The following is an 18,715-nucleotide window of genomic DNA, read 5'->3' as shown; positions in this document are numbered from 1 at the left end:
GGGCGCCTCGAGACGACATCACAGGAGCCACCGTCATGACGCATGTCCCGAACACCCCGGACAGCAGCCCGGCCAACCCCAAGGCGCTGTACGGAGGGAAGAGCTCCCGGCGGATCACCGTCCGCGACATCGCCGCCGCCAAGGCGCGCGGCGAGAAGTGGCCCATGCTCACCGCCTACGACGCGATGACCGCCTCCGTCTTCGACGAGTCGGGCATCCCCGTCCTGCTGGTCGGCGACTCCATGGGCAACTGTCACCTCGGCTACGAATCCACCGTGCCCGTCACGATGGACGAGATCGCGGTGCTCTCCGCCGCCGTCGTACGCGGCACCCGGCGCGCCCTCGTCGTCGCCGACCTGCCCTTCGGGTCGTACCAGGAGGGCCCCGTCCAGGCGCTGCGCAACGCCACCCGGCTGGTGAAGGAGGCGGGCGTCGGCGCGATCAAGCTGGAGGGCGGCGAGCGGTCCGCCGAGCAGATCCGGCTGCTCGTCGAGGCCGGCATCCCGGTCATGGCCCACATCGGCCTCACCCCGCAGTCGGTCAACGCCTTCGGCGGCTACCCCGTGCAGGGCCGCGGCGAGGAGGCGGCCCAGCAGCTGCTCCGCGACGCCAAGGCCGTCCAGGACGCGGGCGCGTTCTCGGTGGTCCTGGAGCTGGTCCCGGCGGAGCTGGCCGCGGAGGTCACACGCACCCTGCACATCCCGACGGTCGGCATCGGCGCCGGGCAGGAGTGCGACGCGCAGGTGCTGGTGTGGACGGACATGGCGGGCATGACGTCCGGGCGGGTGCCGCGCTTCGTGAAGCAGTACGCGCGGCTGCGCGAGACGCTGGGTGAGGCGGCGCGGGCGTTCGGTGCGGATGTGGTGGGCGAGGTGTACCCGGCGGAGGAGCACTCCTTCCACTGATCCGCTGCCTATCCGCTGCGCTTGGCCGGCGGGGTCTTGGGGGGGCGGGTTCGTTGCCGGGTGCGGGTTCGCTGCGCTTTGCGGTTCGTGGTCGTCCGCGGCCCGGTTCGCGCCTGCGGCGGGCTTGTTCCCCTACCCGCCCCTTCCCGAAACTGGGGGCAAGCCCCCAGACCCCCTGTCCTCAAACGCCGGACGGGCTGAATGTGCTGGCTACGGTCCGCATAATCCAGCCCGTTGGGGGCACCTCCCAGCGGTAGCTGGGGGAGTTTGAGGACGCGGCCGCAGGCCGCTCCCGCCGCAGGCGCCCCCAAGCCATCGGCCGGCTGTCGGCCGGCTGTCGGTGCGTTGTCAGTGGGTGCTGCGACCGTAGACCCATGACGCGAAAAGACAACCCCGGCGGGAACGCCGTCGAAGTCCGGGGCCTGGTCAAGCACTTCGGTGCCACCAAGGCCCTGGACGGGGTCGACCTGGACGTACGCGAGGGCACCGTCCTCGGCGTGCTGGGCCCCAACGGCGCGGGCAAGACCACTCTGGTCCGCGCCCTGTCCACCCTCATCAGGCCCGACGCGGGCACCGCCCGCGTCGCGGGCTACGACGTACTGACCCAGCCCCGGCAGCTGCGCCGGGTCATCGGTCTGACCGGGCAGTACGCCTCGGTCGACGAGAAGCTCTCCGGCTTCGAGAACCTCTACATGATCGGGCGGCTGCTCGACCTCTCCCGCAAGGACGCCCGGCGCCGCGCCGACGCGATGCTGGAGCGCTTCTCGCTCACGGAGGCGGCCAAGCGGCCCGCCATGCAGTATTCGGGCGGCATGCGCCGCAGGCTGGACCTGGCCGCGTCCATGATCGGCCAGCCGGCGGTGCTGTATCTGGACGAGCCGACCACCGGCCTCGACCCCCGCACCCGCAACGAGGTGTGGGAGGAGGTCCAGCGGATGGTCGCCGAGGGCGCCACCGTCCTGCTCACCACGCAGTACATGGAGGAGGCCGAGCAGCTCGCGCAGGAGCTGACGGTCATCGACCGGGGCCGCGTGATCGCGGGCGGCCGTGTCGACGAGCTCAAGGCGAAGGTCGGCGGCCGCACCCTGGTGATCCGGCCCGCCGACCGCGGCGAGCTGTCCCGGATGGTGGGAGCGCTGGCCCAGGCCGGTCTCGACGGCATCACCGGCGCGACCGCCGACGAGGCGGAGGGCACGGTCAGCGTCCCGCTGCTCAGCGACGAGCAACTGACGGCCGTGATCGGCCTGTTGAGCGAGCGCGGCTTCGGCGTCGCCGACATCAGCACCCATCTGCCCAGCCTCGACGAGGTGTTCCTGGCCGTCACCGGCCAGAAGGCATCCGCCCCGGCGGGACAGGACGACGCAGACGCACTCCAGGAGGTCGCCGCGTGAGCACCGCAACGGCAACGGCGGGCGCGCCCGTGAAGGCCGTCACCGGCGAGGGACGGATCGGCCTCCGGGCCAACCTCCGCCACATCGGCGCGCTCGCGCGCCGCAACATGCTCCAGATCAAGCAGGACCCGGAGTCGATGTTCGACGCCGTGCTCATGCCGATCATCTTCATCCTGCTGTTCACCTACGTCTTCGGCGGCTCCATCGGCGGCAAGGGCAACGAGCGGGAGTATCTGAACTACCTGGTCCCCGGCCTGATGGCGATGATGGGGATGAACATCTCCATGGCCGTCGGCACCGGCATCAACGACGACTTCAAGAAGGGGGTGATGGACCGCTTCCGCACCATGCCGATAGCCCGGTCCTCCGTCCTCGTCGCGAAGATCGTCGTCGAGGTCGGCCGGATGCTCATCGCGACGACGATCCTGCTGGTCATGGGCTTCGCCCTGGGCCTGACCGTCAGCACCTCGGTGCTGCACCTGCTGGCGGCGGTGGCGCTGTCCATGGTCTTCGGCGCCTCCCTGATGTGGATCTTCATCCTGCTGGGCCTGACCATGAAGACGCCGCAGGCCGTCCAGGGGATCGCCATGATCGTGCTGACGCCCCTCCAGTTCGGCAGCTCCATCTTCGCGCCCACCACGAACATGCCGGGCTGGCTGGAGGGCTTCACGGAGTACAACCCGCTGTCCAACCTCGCCGACGCCGCGCGCCACCTCATCAAGGGCGGCCCGGTGGCCCACTCGGTGTGGATGGTCCTGGCCTGGTCGGTCGCCATCACGGCCGTGACCGCGCCGCTGGCCGTCTCCCGCTTCCGCAGGAAGACCTGACCCGGCGGGGCGCCCGGGCGTCGCGTCATACGAGGGCGGTGGCCTCCTCCAGGGTGAGGCCGCCGCCCTCGGCGTACGCACGCTCGTAGGCCGTGTCGCCCAGCACCGGGCGGGCCGCCGACTCCGCGCGCTCCATGACCTCGCGCTCGAAGGACGTCGGAGGGAAGTCGACGGGACGCAGCGTCTCGGCGGCGCCCAGCAGGCGGGCCGCGGTGACGGCTCTTTGCGCACCGCCCAGTTCGGCGTACGCCAGCGCCGCGTACTTCAGCTGGACCACGGGCAGCTGCGGCGCGACGAGCTGTGTCAGTGGATCCTCGTTCATCACGAGCGCGGTCCGCAGCTTCGGCAGCGCCTCCTCGGGCTTGCCCTCCAGGAGGTCGATCCAACCGATCTGACTGTGCATCAGGCTCTGGAAGACCACGAGGACACCCTTGGAGAAGTCGGCCATCAGCTCGTCGAAGACCTCCCGGGCCTCCGTCGTGCGGCCGTCGCGGGCGATGCGGGTGGCGAGCTGGACCCGGGCGAAGGCGGATGCCTCCGGGTTGGCCTTGTCGGACTCCCCGATCGCCCGGCGGAGCTGCCGTTCGCCCTCCACGGCGTCGATGGCCCCCGACTCCATCAGCGCCTCGGCCATCCGGGCGCGCAGCGCGGGCACCTCGCCCATGGCACCGAGCTCCACCGCCTGGTCGACGGCTTCGCGGTACGCCTCCGCCGCGAGCGTGAACTCACCCCGCCGCTCGTATGCCTCGCCGCGCCCCGACAGCGCCTCGGCCACACCCCAGGCGTCCCCGAGCCGGCGGAAGATCTCCAGGGACTCCTCGGCGTCCCGGGCGCCCTGCGCCAGCCGCCCCTTGCGATCGTTGAGGACCTTGGCGCGGAGCTGGAGGGCGTGGGCGAGCTCCCATTCGTAGCCGAGCTCGCGGCAGCGCTGCACGCCCGCGTTCACGGCCGCGTCCATGGCCTCGAAGTCGCCGGACAGCATGATCGCGAAGAACCACATGAAGCCCGGCACACGGCAGTTCTGCGGCCGCCCCTCGCCGTACGCCTCGACGATGCCGCGCACCTTTCGCTGCGTCTCGGGCGTGCCGATCACATGCATGTTGCTGTCGGCGTTGGCGAGCACGATCATCCGCATCTGCCGCCGGGCCTCGGTCAGCAGCTCCGGCGACATCGGAGGCGGGGCGTCGGTGCAGCCCACGTACAGCGGAGGGGCCGGCTCCACCGGGTCGGCGAAGGGGTCGGGGCCCAGCGCCGCGGCCGCCTCCGCCCAGGTGCGGACGTCGCCGCGGTGGTCCCGCAGCTGCCAGAACCAGGCCAGGGAGAGCACTAGGCACAGCGCCTCCTGCTCGTCCCGCGCGGCGACGGAACGTCTCAACGCGCTGCGCAGATTGTCATGTTCGAGCTCCAGCCGGTCCAGCCAGACGCGCTGCGCGGGCCCGCGCAGAAGCGGGTCGGCGGTGCGCGCGAGCTCCCGGTAGGCGACCAGGTGGCGGCGCTCGACGGCGGCGCGCTCCCCGGCCTCGTCCAGCCGCTCGGCGGCGTACTCCCCCACGGTCTCCAGCAGGCGGTAGCGCATGTCGCCGCCGGCGGCGGGCGCGGCCACGACCAGCGACTTGTCGACCAGCGAGCCGAGGAGCGCGGCGACGTCCCGCGCCCCGACGGCTCCCCCCGAACACACCTCCTCGGCCCCGGCGAGGTCACAGCCGCCGGAGAAGACGGACAGCCTGCGCAGGACGGCCCGTTCGGGCGCGTCGAGGAGGTCCCAGGACCAGTCGACGACCGCGCGCAGGGTCTGCTGTCTCGGCAGGACCGTCCGACTGCCGGAGGTCAGCAGCCGGAAGCGGTCGTCGAGCCGGTCGGCGAGCCCGCGGGGGGTGAGCATCCGCAGCCGGGCGGCGGCCAGTTCGATGGCCAGCGGCATGCCGTCCAGCCGCCGGCAGATCTCGGCGCACGCCTCGGGGTCGTCCTCGACGCGGAAGCCGGGGCTGGCGGCGGCGCCCCGGTCGGCGAGCAGCCGCAGCGCGACGGGGTCGGGCAGCGGCTCCACGGGCCGCACCAACTCGCCCGGCACGGCGAGGGGTTCGCGACTGGTGGCGAGCACGGTCACGTCCGGGCAGTGCGCGAGGAGCGTCTCGGCGAGCCGGGCTGCGGCGTCCACGACGTGCTCGCAGTTGTCGAGCACGAGCAGCATGCGGCGCGGCGCGCAGTGCTCGGCGAGCCGGTCCAGAGGGTCGAGCGAGGCGGCTTCGGCGGCCCGTATGCCCTCGGCGGTGGTGCCGCGCACGACGGTCTCACGCGCGCCCAGCGCGGTGAGCACGGCCTCGGGCACGGTGCCGGGGTCGTCGACGGGCGCGAGCTCGGCGAGCCAGACGCCGTCCGGCCAGCCGCCGTCCACGGCGGCGGCCGCCTCGGCGGCCTCCTGCGACAACCGCGTCTTGCCGGCCCCACCGGGCCCGAGCAGCGTCACCAGCCGATGCCGCCCGAGGTCGCCGCGTATCCGCTCCAGGTCCCCTTCCCGCCCGACGAAGGAGGTGAGCCGGGCCCGGAGATTGCCCTGCCGGGGCGCGCCGTACGGCGCGAGCGGGGCGCACGGACCGGAAGCCGCGCCGGGCACGGCCGGAGGGTGCGCGGCCGTGGCACCGACCGGGGCGGGCACGCCGTACGGACCGGGGGCACCGCCCGGCGCGGGACGGCCGGAGGCGGAGGGTGCGGCGCCGCCCGGGGCGGGAGCGGCGCCCGGCACCGGCGCGGCACCCTGCCCCGCCCGGCTCGCGTCTTGGGGCGCCGTCCCCGACAGGAGCTCCGCGTGCAGGGCACGCAGTTCCGGGCCCGGGTCCGCGCCCAGGCGGTCGGCTATCGCGGTACGGACCGTCTCGTACGCCGCGAGGGCCTCCGCCGGGCGGCCCGCGGCGCGCAGGGCGCGGAGGTGGAGGGCGTGCAGCGGTTCGTCCAGGGGGTGGTCGGCGCAGAGCTCGGCCAGCTCGGGGAGGGCCCGCGCCGCGTGCCCGAGTGCGACCGCCGCGGCGAGGCGCCCGCGCCGGGCGTCGAGGTGGCGGGCCTCGTAGCGGCCCACCATGGCCGAGCGGCCGGGCAGGTCGGCGAGTACGGGGCCGCGCCAGAGGGCGAGGGCCTCGCCGAGCAGGGCGTCGGCCCGCTCGGGGGCACCGGCGGCGAGCGCGGCCGCCCCCTCGTCGGCGAGCCGCTGGAAGCGGTGGAGGTCGACGTCGTCGGGCTCGGCGCGCAGGCGGTAGCCGCCGTCCACGGAGGCCACCGCGTCCGGGCCGAGCGCGCGCCGCAGCCGTCCGACGAGCGCCTGGAGCGCCCCGGCCGCGTCGGCGGGCGGCTCGCCGTCCCAGACGGCGTCGATCAGCGCCTGCGCGGTGCGGGTGCGCCCCGGGTGCAGGGCGAGCGCCGCGAGGAGCGCGCGCAGCCGGGGGCCGCCGACGCCGGTGGGCCGGCCGTCGCCGGAATGGGCCTGGGTGGTGCCGAGGATGCCGTAACGCACGGATCCATTCTCCCCCGGCTCGTCCACCCGATTTTTTCCGCCCGCACGCACGCGTTACCCGGACGGGGCGAGAAGAAGTACGGTTCGCCCCGTACGTTCGTACACCCGGGGCATTCCCGGCAGCACAGGCCAAACCTTCAGGAGCGCACACCTATGACAACAGCGACCCGCGGCGAACGGCGCGTGAGCCCCGTCTTCCTCGCCCTCGTCGCCATCATGGCGGTCTCCATATGGGCGGTGTGGACGGACTTCTCGGCGAGCCCCGGCTTCGCCGTCTTCCTCTTCATCGTCTCGGGCTGGATCGTCTCGCTCTGCCTGCACGAGTACGCGCACGCGCGCTCGGCCCTCTTCGGCGGCGACATCTCGGTGGGGGCGAAGGGCTATCTGACGCTCGACCCGCTGAAGTACACGCACGCCGTGCTCAGCATCGTGCTGCCGGTGATCTTCGTGATCATGGGCGGGATCGGCCTGCCCGGTGGCGCGGTCTTCATCGAGCGGCACCGCATCCGCAGCCGCTGGAAGCAGAGCCTGGTCTCGGCGGCGGGCCCGCTGACGAACGCCCTCTTCGCGGCCGTCGTCGCGGCGCCCTTCTGGCTGGACGCCATGGACGGCGTGCCGGATCACTTCCGCTACGCCCTGGGCTTCATGGTGCTGCTCCAGGTCACCGCGGCGATCCTGAACTTCCTGCCGGTGCCGGGCCTGGACGGCTACGGCGTGATCGAGCCCTGGCTGTCCCACGGGATCCGGCGGCAGGTGGAGCCGTTCGCGCCGTTCGGCCTGCTCGCGGTCTTCGGCTTCCTGTGGATCCCCGAGGTGAACCACGCCTTCTTCGACATGGTCAACTCGCTGCTGCGCGGCCTGGGCGTGACGGAGTGGGACACCTACTGGGGCCGGCAGCTGTTCCGCTTCTGGCAGGGCACGCCGGACATCCCGCGGCTCGGCGACATCGTCATCGGCTAGCGGCCTGCTCGGCGGCACGGTCGTTCTTCGCCTTGCGCACGTAGTACCAGGCGATGTTGGACGAGACGCCGAGCAGCAGGATCCAGACGACACCGAGCCAGCTGCCCTGAACGAACGAGATGGCGGCCGCCACCGCTGCGAGGACGCATACGGCGATGGCGTAGAGAGCGAGGCGGGGCATGGGGGACGTTCTCCTGTCCGGGGGCGCGTTGCGTACGATCCCGGCCATTGTCCCCCACGGGGTCGCTGCGCTTTGCAGGCGGTTATGGGTGCGGGTTCGCTGCGCTTTGCGGCTCGCCGTCGGGTGCGGGTCCGTTGCCTCCCCCAGCTACCGCTGGGAGGTGCCCCCAACGGGCTGAATGTGCCGGCTACGGTCCGCACCATCCAGCCCGTCCGGCGATTGAGGACGCGGCCGCAGGCCGCCCCCGCCGCAGGCGGCGAACCGGCCCGCAGCCGGGGGCCTGGGGCACGCGCCCCAGTTCGGGAAGGGGCGGGGCTGGGGAACAAGCGCCGCAGGCGACAGCCACCCGCACCCGACAACGGCGAGCCCCTACACGTCCGTCACCCGCAGCCCCGCATGCGCCTTGTACCGCCGATTCACGGAAATAAGATTCGCCACCAGCGACTCCACCTGATGCGCATTGCGCAGACGCCCCGCGAAAACACCCCGCATGCCAGGAATGCGGCCGGCCAGCGCCTGGACGATGTCCGTGTCAGCCCGCACCTCGCCGAGGACCATCACGTCGGTGTCGATCTCGGCGATCTCCGGGTCCGACAGCAGCACGGCCGACAGGTGGTGGAAGGCGGCGGTCACCCGGGAGTCCGGCAGCAGGGCGGCGGCCTGCTCGGCCGCGCTGCCCTCCTCCGGCTTCAGCGCGTAGGCGCCCTTCTTGTCGAAGCCCAGCGGGTTGACGCAGTCGATCACCAGCTTCCCGGCGAGCTCCTCGCGCAGCGACTCCAGCGTCTTCGCGTGCCCGTCCCACGGCACGGCGACGATCACGATGTCGCTGCGCCGCGCGCACTCGGCGTTGTCCGCGCCCTCGACGCCCAGGCCCAGCTCCTCGGCGGCGGTCCGCGCGCGCTCGGCGGCACGCGACCCGATGATCACCCGCTGCCCGGCCTTCGCCAGCCGGTAGGCGAGCCCGCGCCCCTGGTCACCGGTGCCGCCGAGCACGCCGACCGTCAGGCCGGAAACGTCGGGGAGCTCCCAAGGGTCCTTGGCAGGAGCCTTCTTCGTGTCGTCAGAAGTAGTCATGGCAGCGATCCTGTCACGCACCCGCGGAGGGAGCGCCTCCGGCGGTTACGGGGGCTGGGGAACAAGCCCGCCGCAGGCGCAAGCAACCCGCACCCGCAGCCCACCACCCCAGCCCGTACGGGTGAGAACGCCGCATCCCCGGCACGGCCCCGCCCCCACCCCCGCCACAATCGACCGCATGGATGCCGTACGCGTCGCGCTCCTGCGCGAAGTCCTCGCCGGAACGGAATGGCTCCAGTCCACCCGCCGCTTCGCGGGAACGCTCCGGACCTCGGTCACCCGCCACCACGGCGGCCTGCTCCTCGTCGGCACCGCGGAGTACGAGCCCTGGCACCTGGCCGCCCACCTGGACGACGAGGCCGCCTGGTCCGGCCTGCCCGAGCTGTCGCCCACCCTCGTGCGCCACCGGGTCCCGCCCGGCGGACCCGCGCACCTGTCGGTCGGGCTCGGCCGGCTCGCGGCGGCCCGGCGGGGCGAGACGCTGCTGGTGGTGACGGCCCGGCGGCCCGGCGCCGAGCTGCTGGAGCGGGTGCACGACGTACGCCGCGGCGGGGCGACCGTGCTCGCCCTGGACGGCACCCCCGACGGTACGGACTCCGAGCTCTGCACCCTCGCCCACGACCGGCTGACCGTGCCCCCCTCGCCGTCCTCCACCACCACCGAGCTCGACCTCGACACCGTGCAGCACCTGGTCAGCGCCGCCGCCGGGGAGAACAGCCTGCCCACGCGGCGCGGCCGCCGCTTCCGCGACCGACTCGCCCGGCTCGCGGACCAGTTGACGGCTCCTCCGCCGCCCCGCTGGTGACAGATCCCGGGGAAACCAGAAGAAACCCGAAGAAAACAGTTTGCTCCACATGGCCCGGTTACGGACCATGGTCTCCCGTGACTGCGCAAGACCCCCCTTCCGAACCCTCCGCCCCCTCTGTCCCTTCTGAACCCGTGCCCGGCCGCCGCCTGCGCGCGCTGCTGCCCGACCTGTCCCCCTGGCGCTCCTCCCCCGACTACCGCCGGATGTGGCTGGCCGGGCTGGTGACGGTCTTCGGCACGTTCCTGACCTTCATCGCGGTGCCCCTTCAGCTCAAGGAGCTGACCGGCTCGGCACTCGCCGTGGGCGCGGTCGGCGCGGTCGAGCTCGTCCCCCTGATCGTCTTCGGCCTCTACGGCGGCGCACTCGCCGACGCCCTCGACCGCCGCAAGCTGATCCTGTGGACCGAGGCCGGGCTCGGGGTCCTGTCGGTGATCCTGCTGCTCAACACGCTGCTGCCGGACCCGCTGATCTGGCCGCTGTACGTGGTGGCGGCGCTGACCAGCGCCCTGAGCGGGCTCCAGCGCCCCGCGATGCAGGCGATCGTGCCGCGCATCGTCGCGCACGACCAGCTCCCCGCGGCCATCGCCCTGAACTCGATGCGCTGGCAGATCGGCGCCATCGCGGGCCCGTCCCTGGCCGGCCTGATCATCGCGTTCGCGGGGCTGCCGTGGGCGTACACCCTGGACATCGCCTCGTACGCGGTCTCCGGCCTGCTGCTCCTGGGCCTCGCCCCCTCCCCCGCGGCGCGCGAGGCGGAGAAGCCGTCCTTGCGCGGCATCCTGGAGGGCGGCCGCTACGCGTGGAGCCGCAAGGAGCTGCTCGGCACGTACGCCATCGACATGGCGGCCATGCTGTTCGCCTTCCCCACCGCGATCTTCCCCTTCCTCGCGGACGACCTGGGTGTGCCCTGGGCACTGGGCCTGATGTACTCGGCCGGCGCGGTCGGTTCCCTCGTCGTGAGCCTGACCAGCGGCTGGGCCTCACGGGTCCACCGGCACGGCCGGATGGTCGTCTTCGCGGCCCTCGGCTGGGGCGCGGCGATGGCCGTGGCGGGCTGGATGCACAACATCTGGCTCGTGCTGCTCTTCCTCGCGGTGGCGGGCGGCTGCGACATGATCAGCGGCCTCTTCCGCTCCGCGATCTGGGACCAGACGATCCCGGACGAACTCCGCGGCCGCCTGGCAGGCATAGAAATGCTGTCCTACTCCCTGGGCCCGCAGATAGGCCAGGTCCGGGCGGGCGGCATGGCTTCGCTGACCAATGCGCGTACGTCTGTGTGGGCGGGGGGTGTCGCCTGTGTGGCCTCGGTGGGCCTGCTGGCTGTCGCCTTGCCGAAGCTTCTGGCTTATGACGGGCGGACGGACGAGCACGCGGTGCGGTTGCGCCAGCGCAAGGCGGCGGAGGTGGCTGAGGCCGCGTAGCCGGCTGCGGGCCCGTTGCCGCCTGCGGCGGGAGCGCCCTGCGGGCGCGTCCTCAAACGCCGGACGGGCTGAATGGTGCGGACCGTAGCCAGCACAACCAGCCCGTTGGGGGCACCTCCCAGCGGTAGCTGGGGGAGTTTGAGGACAGCGCGCGAAGCGTGCTTCGGGGTCTGGGGCGGAGCCCCAGTTTCGGGAAGGGGCGGGGCTGGGGAAAAAGCCCGCCGCAGGCGCCACGCACCCGCCCCCCAACCCCCGTCACTCCCCCGACGGCCGCCCCCCGTCATCGTTCCAACGAGGATCCTCCCGCCACTCCTCATTCCGCTCGCGCGCCGTCTCCATCGCATGCCCCGCCTCCTCCCGCGTCCCATAAGGACCCATCCGGTCGGCGGCCCGGCATTCCGGCCCCTCCTCCACCACGCCGTGCTTGAGGCAGAAGTACCACTCCCCCGCCTTGCCGGTCGCGCGCCTCTTGAACAGTGCCATCGGGGCCTCCCTCACTCATCGGGCTCTCGCCCACATGCTCCCCGATGCGCCCTGGATACACTCGCTGACATGTCTGGCCAGTCGCTTCTCACTCCGGGGACGCTCTCCCCCTCCCGCCCCGTACCCGCCTCGATCCCGCGGCCCGAGTACGTCGGCAAGGACACTCCGACGCCGTACGACGGCCCCGAGGTCCAGAGCGCCGAAACGATCGAGCGCATGCGGACCGCGGGCCGCATCGCCGCGCGGGCGATGGAGGAGGCGGCCAAGCTCATCGCCCCGGGCGTGACGACGGACGAGCTGGACCGCGTCGCGCACGAGTACATGTGCGACCACGGCGCCTACCCCTCCACGCTCGGCTACCGCGGCTTCCCCAAGTCGCTGTGCGCCTCCGTGAACGAGGTGATCTGCCACGGCATCCCGGACTCGACCGTGCTGCGCGACGGCGACATCGTCAACCTCGACGTGACGGCCTTCATCGGCGGCGTGCACGGCGACAACAACGCCACCTACCTGTGCGGTGACGTGGACGAGGAGTCCCGCCTGCTGGTCGAGCGGACCCGCGAGGCGCTCAACCGCGCCATCAAGGCGGTCAGGCCCGGCCGCCGGATCAACATCATCGGCCGGGTCATCGAGTCGTACGCCAAGCGCTTCGGCTACGGCGTCGTCCGCGACTTCACCGGTCACGGCATCAACTCGTCCTTCCACTCCGGCCTGATCGTCCCGCACTACGACAGCCCGCACCACGACACCCTGATCCAGCCCGGGATGACCTTCACCATCGAGCCGATGCTGACGCTGGGGACGTACGAGTACGACATGTGGGCGGACGGCTGGACGGTCGTCACGAAGGACCGCAAGCGGACCGCGCAGTTCGAGCACACGCTGGTGGTGACGGACTCCGGGGCGGAGATTCTCACCCTCCCGTAGGGCGGCCGGGGGCGGTAAGGTTTTACCGACAGCACGTCGGGAAACCATTGACTTAGGTAAGCCTAAGTAGAGAGAATCGGTGACGTCGGCGCGCCCCCGCGCGCTCGTCCCGCCGCCCCCGCCCCTCGGTCTCCGGAGGTCCGCCTTGGACGCGCCCGCCACCACGCCGTTCTCCACGCTGATCCGCACCGCCTCCCACGAGCAGCACACGGAGGCCGAGAACTCGTCGTTCATGAGCGACATGCTCGGCGGGCGGCTCGGCGTCGTTGCCTACCGCCGCTATACGGAACAGCTCTGGTTCGTCTACCGCGCCCTGGAAGCCGCTTCCGCGGCCCTCGCGGACGACCCGGTCGCGGGCCCCTTCATACGCCCCGAGCTCGCCCGCACGCCCGAGCTGGAGCGCGACCTGACCCACCTCGGCGGCCCGGACTGGCGTACGGGCCTGGAGCCGCTCCCGGCGACCGCCGCGTACGCCGCCCGCGTCGCGGAGTGCGCCCGCGCCTGGCCCGCCGGCTATGTCGCCCACCACTACACCCGCTATCTGGGCGACCTCTCCGGCGGCCAGATCATCCGCGGCACCGCCGAGAAGACGTGGGGCTTCGCCCGCAAGGGCGACGGCGTCCGCTTCTATGTCTTCGAGGGCATCGGCAACCCCGCGGCGTTCAAGCGGGAGTATCGCGAGCTGCTCGACGCGCTGCCGGTGGACGACCTGGAGAAGCAGCGGGTGATCGACGAGTGCAAGCGGGCTTTCGCGCTGAACACGGAGGTGTTCCTCGCACTGGGCCGGGAATTCCCGCTGAGCGCGTAGCTCTTCGGCGGATCCGCTGCCGGGCCGGGTCTCGGGCTCAGGCCCGCGCCACCCGGCCCGGCGGGGGTTCAGAGCGCGCCGCCTCTGACGGCGGAGACGAACGAGGACCAGGCGCCGGACGGAAGCATGAGCGCAGGGTTCTGCGGGGTCTTGCTGTCACGGACGGGGACGACGCCGGAGACCGCGAATGCGGGGGCCCATTCGACGCAGGTTCCGCCGTTCCCGTCGCTGTAGCTGGACTTCACCCATATCGCGCGGGTGAGGTCGAGGGTGGTGCTCATATTCGTACGCCTCCATGACATACCGGATGAGGGAGAGGGAGTCATCGAGTGACAGGGCGTTGGCGCGCATCCGCTCATAGGTCACGCGCGCTTCGGCGACTGTTGCCGCTTGGTCATACACCTGCCCCTGCACATAGCTCTCCGCGTACAGGACTTCGGTTCCGTCCTGCTGCCTGAGCAAGATAAACGGCGTTCCCCTGGGAGGGGCTCCATCGAAAGGGAGCACCTGAACCGTGATGCGCGGGTGCTCGGTTACCGCCACCAAGTGCCGGAGTTGCCTCAACATCACGTCAGCGCCGCCCACACCGGACCACAGCGCAGCCTCGTGCAGGATGACCCAGAACGATGGAGGCTTGGGCCTGTCGAACACTTCCCGGCGCCGCATTCGGTCGTCTACGCGCTGCTTGATCTGCGGTGTCGCATCACCTGGCCGGGCCGCCCGATAGAGAGCTTCGGCGTACTCGGGAGTCTGCAATATCCCTGCCACCAGGACGGGCGAGTAGTCGCAGACGTCGGCCGCCTCACGCTCCAACTGGAGATATGGGATCATCCACGCCGGGTTGCCCGCGTCCGCCGCTCGCTGGCGCATTCTGGCGTAGACCCCCGGCGTACCGAAGACCTTGTCGCACTGCTCGGCGAACTGTGGGCTGGCCAGCTGCTGCCCCGTTTCCACCTTGCTGACGTAAGGCTGTTGACAGCACAGCTTCTCGGCGAGCACGGCTTGCGACCACCCGCGCGCCTCACGGGCGTACTTGATCTCCGCACCGAACGTCCCGACAGGCGACTCCGGCGAGCCCGACTCATCGCTCATGTGTTCAACTCCCCATATTCCAGCCTCACTTGGAATGGCTGGAGCCCTGGTCAGCCTAGCGGCACCGGTGGAATCTGAGCTTCACGGTTGATGCCCGCTCCTCATGAGCGGAACACACGGAGGCTCGAACGCAATGACGGAGACGACGGGCGCTGCCCTCTGGACCGGCTACCGATCCGGCGCCCTGGTGGTGGACAAGACCACCGGCCGGCTGGGCGTGTCCCACGCGTTCGACGGCGAGAGGTACACGCTCGCGGGGGTCGGGAGCACCGAGCGGTGGACGGCACCGGCGGCGGCGATCCGCCTGGCCACTGACGAGGAACGCCGCACGCTCGGCCTCGGGCCGCGGGACATGGGCTGATACCTGCACCCCTAGGGCGGGCCCCAGACGCCCGTCCGGCCGTCGGCTTGGCAGGTCCGGCCGGACGGGTGCACCACATCGCACGACGACACAGGGACAGGCCTTGTGTCGGCACAGTCGGCACCAGGAAGGCAGACATGGCGACAGTCGCGGAACGGCCGGTCGCTCCGGCACAGAAGAGCATTCAGGTCGAGGTCACGGGCAAGTGCCCGCTCAGCTGTGAGCACTGCTTCGCGGCCTCGGGCCCGCGCGGTACTCACGGCACCATGACCTTCAACCAGTGGCGTAACGTCATCAGCGACGCGGCAGCGATGGGCATCCCTCATTTCCAACTCATTGGCGGTGAACCGACGTTCTACCCCCAGTGGATCGACCTGGTCGAGCACGCCCTGTCTCTGCGACTCCGAGTCGAGGTCTACAGCAACCTTTTCCACGTTCGGCCCGAGTGGTGGGACGTGCTTGCCCGTGACGGCGTATCGCTCGCGACGAGCTACTACAGTGACCACGCGAACGAGCACGACAAGATCACCACGCGGGTCGGGAGTTACCGACGCACCTGCGACAACATCGAGGAAGCCGTCCGCCGGGGCGTCCCCGTCCGCGCGGGCATCGTGCACGTCCTCGAAGGACAGCGGGTCGAGCCGGCCCGTGCGGAACTGAGGGCCTTGGGCGTCACCCACGTGAGGGTCGATCGCGTGCGCGCCATCGGCCGGGCAGCGACCGAAGGGACCCCTGACACCTCGGAACTGTGTGGCAGGTGCGGCACGGGGCAAGTGGCCGTCCTCCCCGACGGCAAAGTCGTTCCCTGCGCCATGTCCCGGTTCCTGCCCTGTGGCACGGTGCAGGAGCGGCCTCTTGCGGACATCCTGGGAAGCGCCGAGTGGCGGCACGTGCTGGAGAGCATTCCGGCTCGCGCGGAGAACCCGTGCGACCCCGACTGCCTCCCGGCGCTGGACGGGGGTGACTGCGCCCCCGCGGAGCAGGAAGCATGTGACCCCGCGTACGCCGATGTCGGTGACAGCGACAAGAAGTGAGAGTGATGCCCGTGGACTGGAAGCCACACGCGCAGCAACTCGCCACGCAGGTGGTCGATCCCGTCTCGCGGTGGGGTGTGCCGATCGCTGCGACTCCCCGCCACATCTTCGTACCCCGGTGGTGGGAACGGGCCGACAGCGGCGGATGGGTCTTGCGCGATGGGCCCGGAGAGCCGGGCGCGTGGATGGCCGCCGCCTACGCGGATCAGACGCTCGTCACCCGGATCGGACCGCTCCACGCCGACCGGGCCGGGGGCGACGGGACCGCCGTCGGGCGGCCGACATCGTCCTCGACGCTGCCCGGCCTGGTCGTCAAGATGTACCGCTACGGCCGACTGTACGAAGGCGCCGATCTTCTCGACGTCGCCACGGGCTCGGGCTACGGAACCGCTCTGGCCGCCCGCGTATTCGGGGAACAACACGTCACAGCACTGGACGTCGACCCCTATCTCACAGAGGCCGCGCGGGACCGCCTCGACCGCATCGGGCTTCGGCCGAACGTCATCACGTGTGATGCGACAGGCCCGGTCCCGGGCGACTACGACCGGATCGTGTCCATGGTCTCCGTCTGGCCCGTGCCGGCCTCGTGGCTGTCCGCGCTCCGGCCCGGCGGACGTCTCGTGACGACCATCGCGAACACGTCGATGATCCTCACGGCATGGAAGACCGACGACGGCGGGGCGGTCGGACAGATCGAACGCGACTGGGCCGGATTTATGCACACCCGCCGAGGCGACGACTATCCGCCCGGACTCGGGAGCCAACTCGACGCGATCAAGGACTCGGAGGGAGAACACGTCACCCGAGGCCGGTACCCGGTCCTGAACCTCACCGACGCGTGGGAGCTGCGGTCGATGCTCGAACTCTCCGTCCCCGGAGTGGAAACCCACTACCGGCAGGAGGGCGGGCAGCGCACCGCATGGCTCGTCCACGAGGACGGATCATGGGCGCGGGCGACCGCCGCACGGCTGGACCCGCCCACCGTTCACCAGAGCGGCCCCCGCCGGCTCTGGGACGTCCTCGAACGCATCCGGCACCGGCAGAACGCCGAGGGTGGCCTACCGGTCCACGGCAGTCGCGTGAAGATCGAACCTGACGGAACCTGCCACCTCACCCGGGGCAAGTGGTCCGCCGTCATCAAGTAGGCCTGACGGCCGCCTCGCCCACACGAAGGCGTGTGGGCGAGGCCCTGGACATCAGCCCTGCTGGCCGGCCTTGCGGCGGCGCGCCGCGTAGACCGCGCCGCCACCGACGGCGATCAGCGCTGCCGCACCGCCGAGGAGCGGGCCGGTGGGCGTGTTCGCGCCGGTGGAAGCGAGCGAGCCGGAGGCGGTGATGTCGGTCGCCGTAGCGCCGGTGGAGCCGGTCGAGCCCGTGGTGGCGGAGGTGTTGGTGGCGGTCGCGCCGGTGGTGCCGGTCGAGCCGGTCGTGTCCGTGCTCTTGTCCGAGCCGGTGTCCGACGGGACGTCAGGGAGCTTGGCATTCTTGTCTGTTGCGACGTTGACTGTCAGCGGGTCCAGGGCGTCGCCGCTCTTGACGATCGGGTCCTTCTTAAAGGTGAACGCCTTCTCCCCATCCTTCGTCAGCGTCGCCGGGAGTGCCGACAGGCCCACCACGCCGTCCTTGGGCTTGGGGGAGTCCGTGATCGTCAGGTTGGCAAGCACGACATCGTTGGTGAGGGCGGAGTTACCCTCAGCCGTGACGTTGGCCCTGATCGAGCCGACCTTGTCATGCACCTCAACCTTGAAGTCGGAGAAATTCCAGTTCAGGCTGCCCCCGTTAGCAGTGAAGCGGACAGAACCCTTGAACGTGACCGTAAGGGTCGAGGTCTTGGCGTCGTACGTGCCTTCACCCTTGGGGAAGCGGTAGCCCCCCTTGAACGACCTCGCGCCGCCGGAGACAGTGGCCTTACCGCTCGCGTTGTCGATGTACTTCCGGAAGGTTTCCGACAGCCCCCAGTCGAGGTTGCCGTCGAAGAGCTCCACACCCTTCTCACTCTTCTCCCCGTCGGCCTTGCCCGCATCGCCACCGGTCTGGCCCTGCCCATGGCCCGCACCATCGCCACCGCCGTCCTGGCCACTCGCCGTCGGCTTCACCGAGAAGTCGAGCGGGTCGAGTTCCTCGCCCACCTTGTAGGGCTTCTCGTCGCCCACGTACGTGAATGCCGCCACCCCGTCCGCCGTCAGCTTCGCGGGTATCTTCTTGAAGGTGTGGACGCCCCCCGGGGCAGTGTGCTCGACGTAGTCCAGCGTGGCGATGACCTTCTCCAGGGGTTTTTCGTTCCCCTTCGTGACAGTGGCCGTTATCTCACCTTTCTTCTCCTTGGTCGCGGTGACGACCTTCAGGTCGGAGAGCTTGAGGTCGAGCTTGTAGCCGTGTTCCGCATCCCCGTGCCCCCGGAAGTGCACGCTGCCCTTGAAGGTCGTGGTGAACGAGCCGGTCGACTTGTCGTAAGTGCTCTTGTCCCCGACGAACGTGTAGACGCCGGTGCCCTCGGCCTTCTGCGCCCCGTCGGCGACGTCGACGATTCCGCCCTTGAGGTAGTCACGAAGCGACTGCTTCACCCCCCACTCGAGCTTGCCGTCCTTGAGCTCCGGCTCAGCCTTCGACGCGTGGCTCGACGACGGGGCCTCGACCGACTTCGAAGCGCCGCCCGGCTTCGACGCACCGGCTGAGGCTGACGCCGAAGCCGACGCCGACGCCTCGCCCTGCGGCTGAGCGTTCGGCGGCTCCGCCGCGAACGCGGGCGCAGTCAGCACAGTCGCCCCAAGGGCAGTCGCCGTAGCCAGCGCAGCGAGCGCGGCACGGCGTGCGGTGACGGTCATGTTTGGTTCTCCTAGAGAAACTTGAGACAACTGGGTCAGAGTTTGACCTCCATGACATCAGGTCGCCGGGGAGCGGGGAAGGCCTGGGTCGGCCGTGACGCATGGGAGGACGT

At 71.1% G+C, this 18,715-nt stretch carries 17 protein-coding genes and 1 pseudogene; 11 read left to right on the top strand and 7 right to left on the bottom strand.

Features of this window, described 5'->3' with window-relative positions; all coding sequences use genetic code 11:
• Positions 1-35 precede the first annotated feature (35 nt).
• The 3 genes from panB to AB0435_RS08985 all read left to right on the top strand — a co-directional run bounded on the left by panB (position 36) and on the right by AB0435_RS08985 (position 3,123).
• Entirely contained in the window at positions 36-905 is an 870-nt protein-coding gene (gene panB, locus AB0435_RS08995) for a 3-methyl-2-oxobutanoate hydroxymethyltransferase (protein ID WP_366426535.1), read from the top strand.
• Between the two features lie 374 nt (positions 906-1,279).
• The gene (locus tag AB0435_RS08990) at positions 1,280-2,296 is read left to right on the top strand and encodes an ATP-binding cassette domain-containing protein (RefSeq protein ID WP_366006162.1); all 1,017 of its coding nucleotides are present in this window, start codon (positions 1,280-1,282) and stop codon (positions 2,294-2,296) included.
• A complete protein-coding gene (locus AB0435_RS08985) occupies positions 2,293-3,123 on the top strand; it encodes an ABC transporter permease (RefSeq protein WP_366426534.1) in 831 nt (276 codons plus the stop codon). The genes AB0435_RS08990 and AB0435_RS08985 overlap by 4 nt, the downstream gene beginning before the upstream one ends.
• Positions 3,124-3,148: 25 nt before the next feature.
• Here the strand turns inward: AB0435_RS08985 and AB0435_RS08980 are convergent, their stop codons facing one another.
• Positions 3,149-6,628, bottom strand: a complete 3,480-nt coding sequence (locus tag AB0435_RS08980) for a BTAD domain-containing putative transcriptional regulator (RefSeq protein WP_366426533.1) — start codon at positions 6,626-6,628, stop codon at positions 3,149-3,151.
• Positions 6,629-6,781: 153 nt separating this feature from the next.
• On the opposite strand from AB0435_RS08980, the gene AB0435_RS08975 reads away from it, so the two are divergent.
• Positions 6,782-7,588 carry a site-2 protease family protein gene (locus AB0435_RS08975; RefSeq protein ID WP_366007564.1) on the top strand — a complete coding sequence of 269 codons (807 nt, stop codon included), beginning with the start codon at positions 6,782-6,784 and terminating at the stop codon, positions 7,586-7,588.
• Here AB0435_RS08975 and AB0435_RS08970 read toward each other — a convergent pair.
• Together AB0435_RS08970 and npdG are read right to left on the bottom strand one after the other, a co-directional pair.
• On the bottom strand, positions 7,578-7,769 hold the full coding sequence (locus tag AB0435_RS08970; protein WP_366007563.1) for a hypothetical protein: 192 nt from the start codon (positions 7,767-7,769) through the stop codon (positions 7,578-7,580). The genes AB0435_RS08975 and AB0435_RS08970 overlap by 11 nt on opposite strands.
• Positions 7,770-8,138: 369 nt before the next feature.
• Complete coding sequence (gene npdG, locus AB0435_RS08965) at positions 8,139-8,843, bottom strand: NADPH-dependent F420 reductase (RefSeq protein ID WP_366007562.1); 705 nt, start codon at positions 8,841-8,843, stop codon at positions 8,139-8,141.
• Between the two features lie 178 nt (positions 8,844-9,021).
• On the opposite strand from npdG, the gene AB0435_RS08960 reads away from it, so the two are divergent.
• Together AB0435_RS08960 and AB0435_RS08955 are read left to right on the top strand one after the other, a co-directional pair.
• Positions 9,022-9,648 (top strand): hypothetical protein, encoded by a 627-nt coding sequence (locus AB0435_RS08960; RefSeq protein WP_366007561.1) that lies wholly within the window; start codon positions 9,022-9,024, stop codon positions 9,646-9,648.
• A gap of 134 nt (positions 9,649-9,782) precedes the next feature.
• The gene (locus AB0435_RS08955) at positions 9,783-11,072 is read left to right on the top strand and encodes an MFS transporter (RefSeq protein ID WP_366007560.1); all 1,290 of its coding nucleotides are present in this window, start codon (positions 9,783-9,785) and stop codon (positions 11,070-11,072) included.
• A gap of 255 nt (positions 11,073-11,327) precedes the next feature.
• Here the strand turns inward: AB0435_RS08955 and AB0435_RS08950 are convergent, their stop codons facing one another.
• A complete protein-coding gene (locus AB0435_RS08950) occupies positions 11,328-11,555 on the bottom strand; it encodes a hypothetical protein (protein WP_366007559.1) in 228 nt (75 codons plus the stop codon).
• 69 nt (positions 11,556-11,624) lie between these two features.
• Here AB0435_RS08950 and map point away from each other — a divergent pair, with 69 nt between their 5' ends.
• Both map and AB0435_RS08940 read left to right on the top strand, forming a co-directional pair.
• Positions 11,625-12,482, top strand: a complete 858-nt coding sequence (gene map / locus AB0435_RS08945) for a type I methionyl aminopeptidase (protein ID WP_366007558.1) — start codon at positions 11,625-11,627, stop codon at positions 12,480-12,482.
• A 145-nt stretch (positions 12,483-12,627) separates the two neighbouring features.
• Positions 12,628-13,290, top strand: a complete 663-nt coding sequence (locus AB0435_RS08940) for a biliverdin-producing heme oxygenase (RefSeq protein WP_366007557.1) — start codon at positions 12,628-12,630, stop codon at positions 13,288-13,290.
• Positions 13,291-13,358: 68 nt separating this feature from the next.
• Here the strand turns inward: AB0435_RS08940 and AB0435_RS08935 are convergent.
• Together AB0435_RS08935 and AB0435_RS08930 are read right to left on the bottom strand one after the other, a co-directional pair.
• Positions 13,359-13,478, bottom strand: a pseudogene (locus tag AB0435_RS08935) (DUF397 domain-containing protein); the annotation flags it as partial.
• Entirely contained in the window at positions 13,447-14,382 is a 936-nt protein-coding gene (locus AB0435_RS08930; RefSeq protein ID WP_366426532.1) for a helix-turn-helix transcriptional regulator, read from the bottom strand. The gene AB0435_RS08930 and the pseudogene AB0435_RS08935, both read right to left, overlap by 32 nt.
• Before the next feature lie 133 nt (positions 14,383-14,515).
• Between AB0435_RS08930 and AB0435_RS08925 the strand changes: the two genes are divergently transcribed.
• From AB0435_RS08925 to AB0435_RS08915, 3 genes are all read left to right on the top strand, one after another.
• Positions 14,516-14,743: a hypothetical protein gene (locus AB0435_RS08925; RefSeq protein WP_366007555.1), complete on the top strand. Its 228-nt coding sequence runs from the start codon at positions 14,516-14,518 to the stop codon at positions 14,741-14,743.
• Positions 14,744-14,880: 137 nt separating this feature from the next.
• Positions 14,881-15,777 carry a radical SAM protein gene (locus AB0435_RS08920; protein ID WP_366007554.1) on the top strand — a complete coding sequence of 299 codons (897 nt, stop codon included), beginning with the start codon at positions 14,881-14,883 and terminating at the stop codon, positions 15,775-15,777.
• 11 nt (positions 15,778-15,788) lie between these two features.
• The gene (locus AB0435_RS08915) at positions 15,789-16,922 is read left to right on the top strand and encodes a methyltransferase domain-containing protein (protein ID WP_366007553.1); all 1,134 of its coding nucleotides are present in this window, start codon (positions 15,789-15,791) and stop codon (positions 16,920-16,922) included.
• A gap of 51 nt (positions 16,923-16,973) precedes the next feature.
• Here the strand turns inward: AB0435_RS08915 and AB0435_RS08910 are convergent, their stop codons facing one another.
• The gene (locus AB0435_RS08910) at positions 16,974-18,602 is read right to left on the bottom strand and encodes an HtaA domain-containing protein (protein WP_366007552.1); all 1,629 of its coding nucleotides are present in this window, start codon (positions 18,600-18,602) and stop codon (positions 16,974-16,976) included.
• Positions 18,603-18,715 lie beyond the last annotated feature (113 nt).

It is taken from the genome of Streptomyces sp. NPDC051173, from assembly GCF_040689515.1.
Classification (GTDB): domain Bacteria; phylum Actinomycetota; class Actinomycetes; order Streptomycetales; family Streptomycetaceae; genus Streptomyces.
The sequence above is the reverse complement of the archived record's forward strand: the minus strand, read 5'-3'. Positions and strand labels throughout refer to the sequence as shown.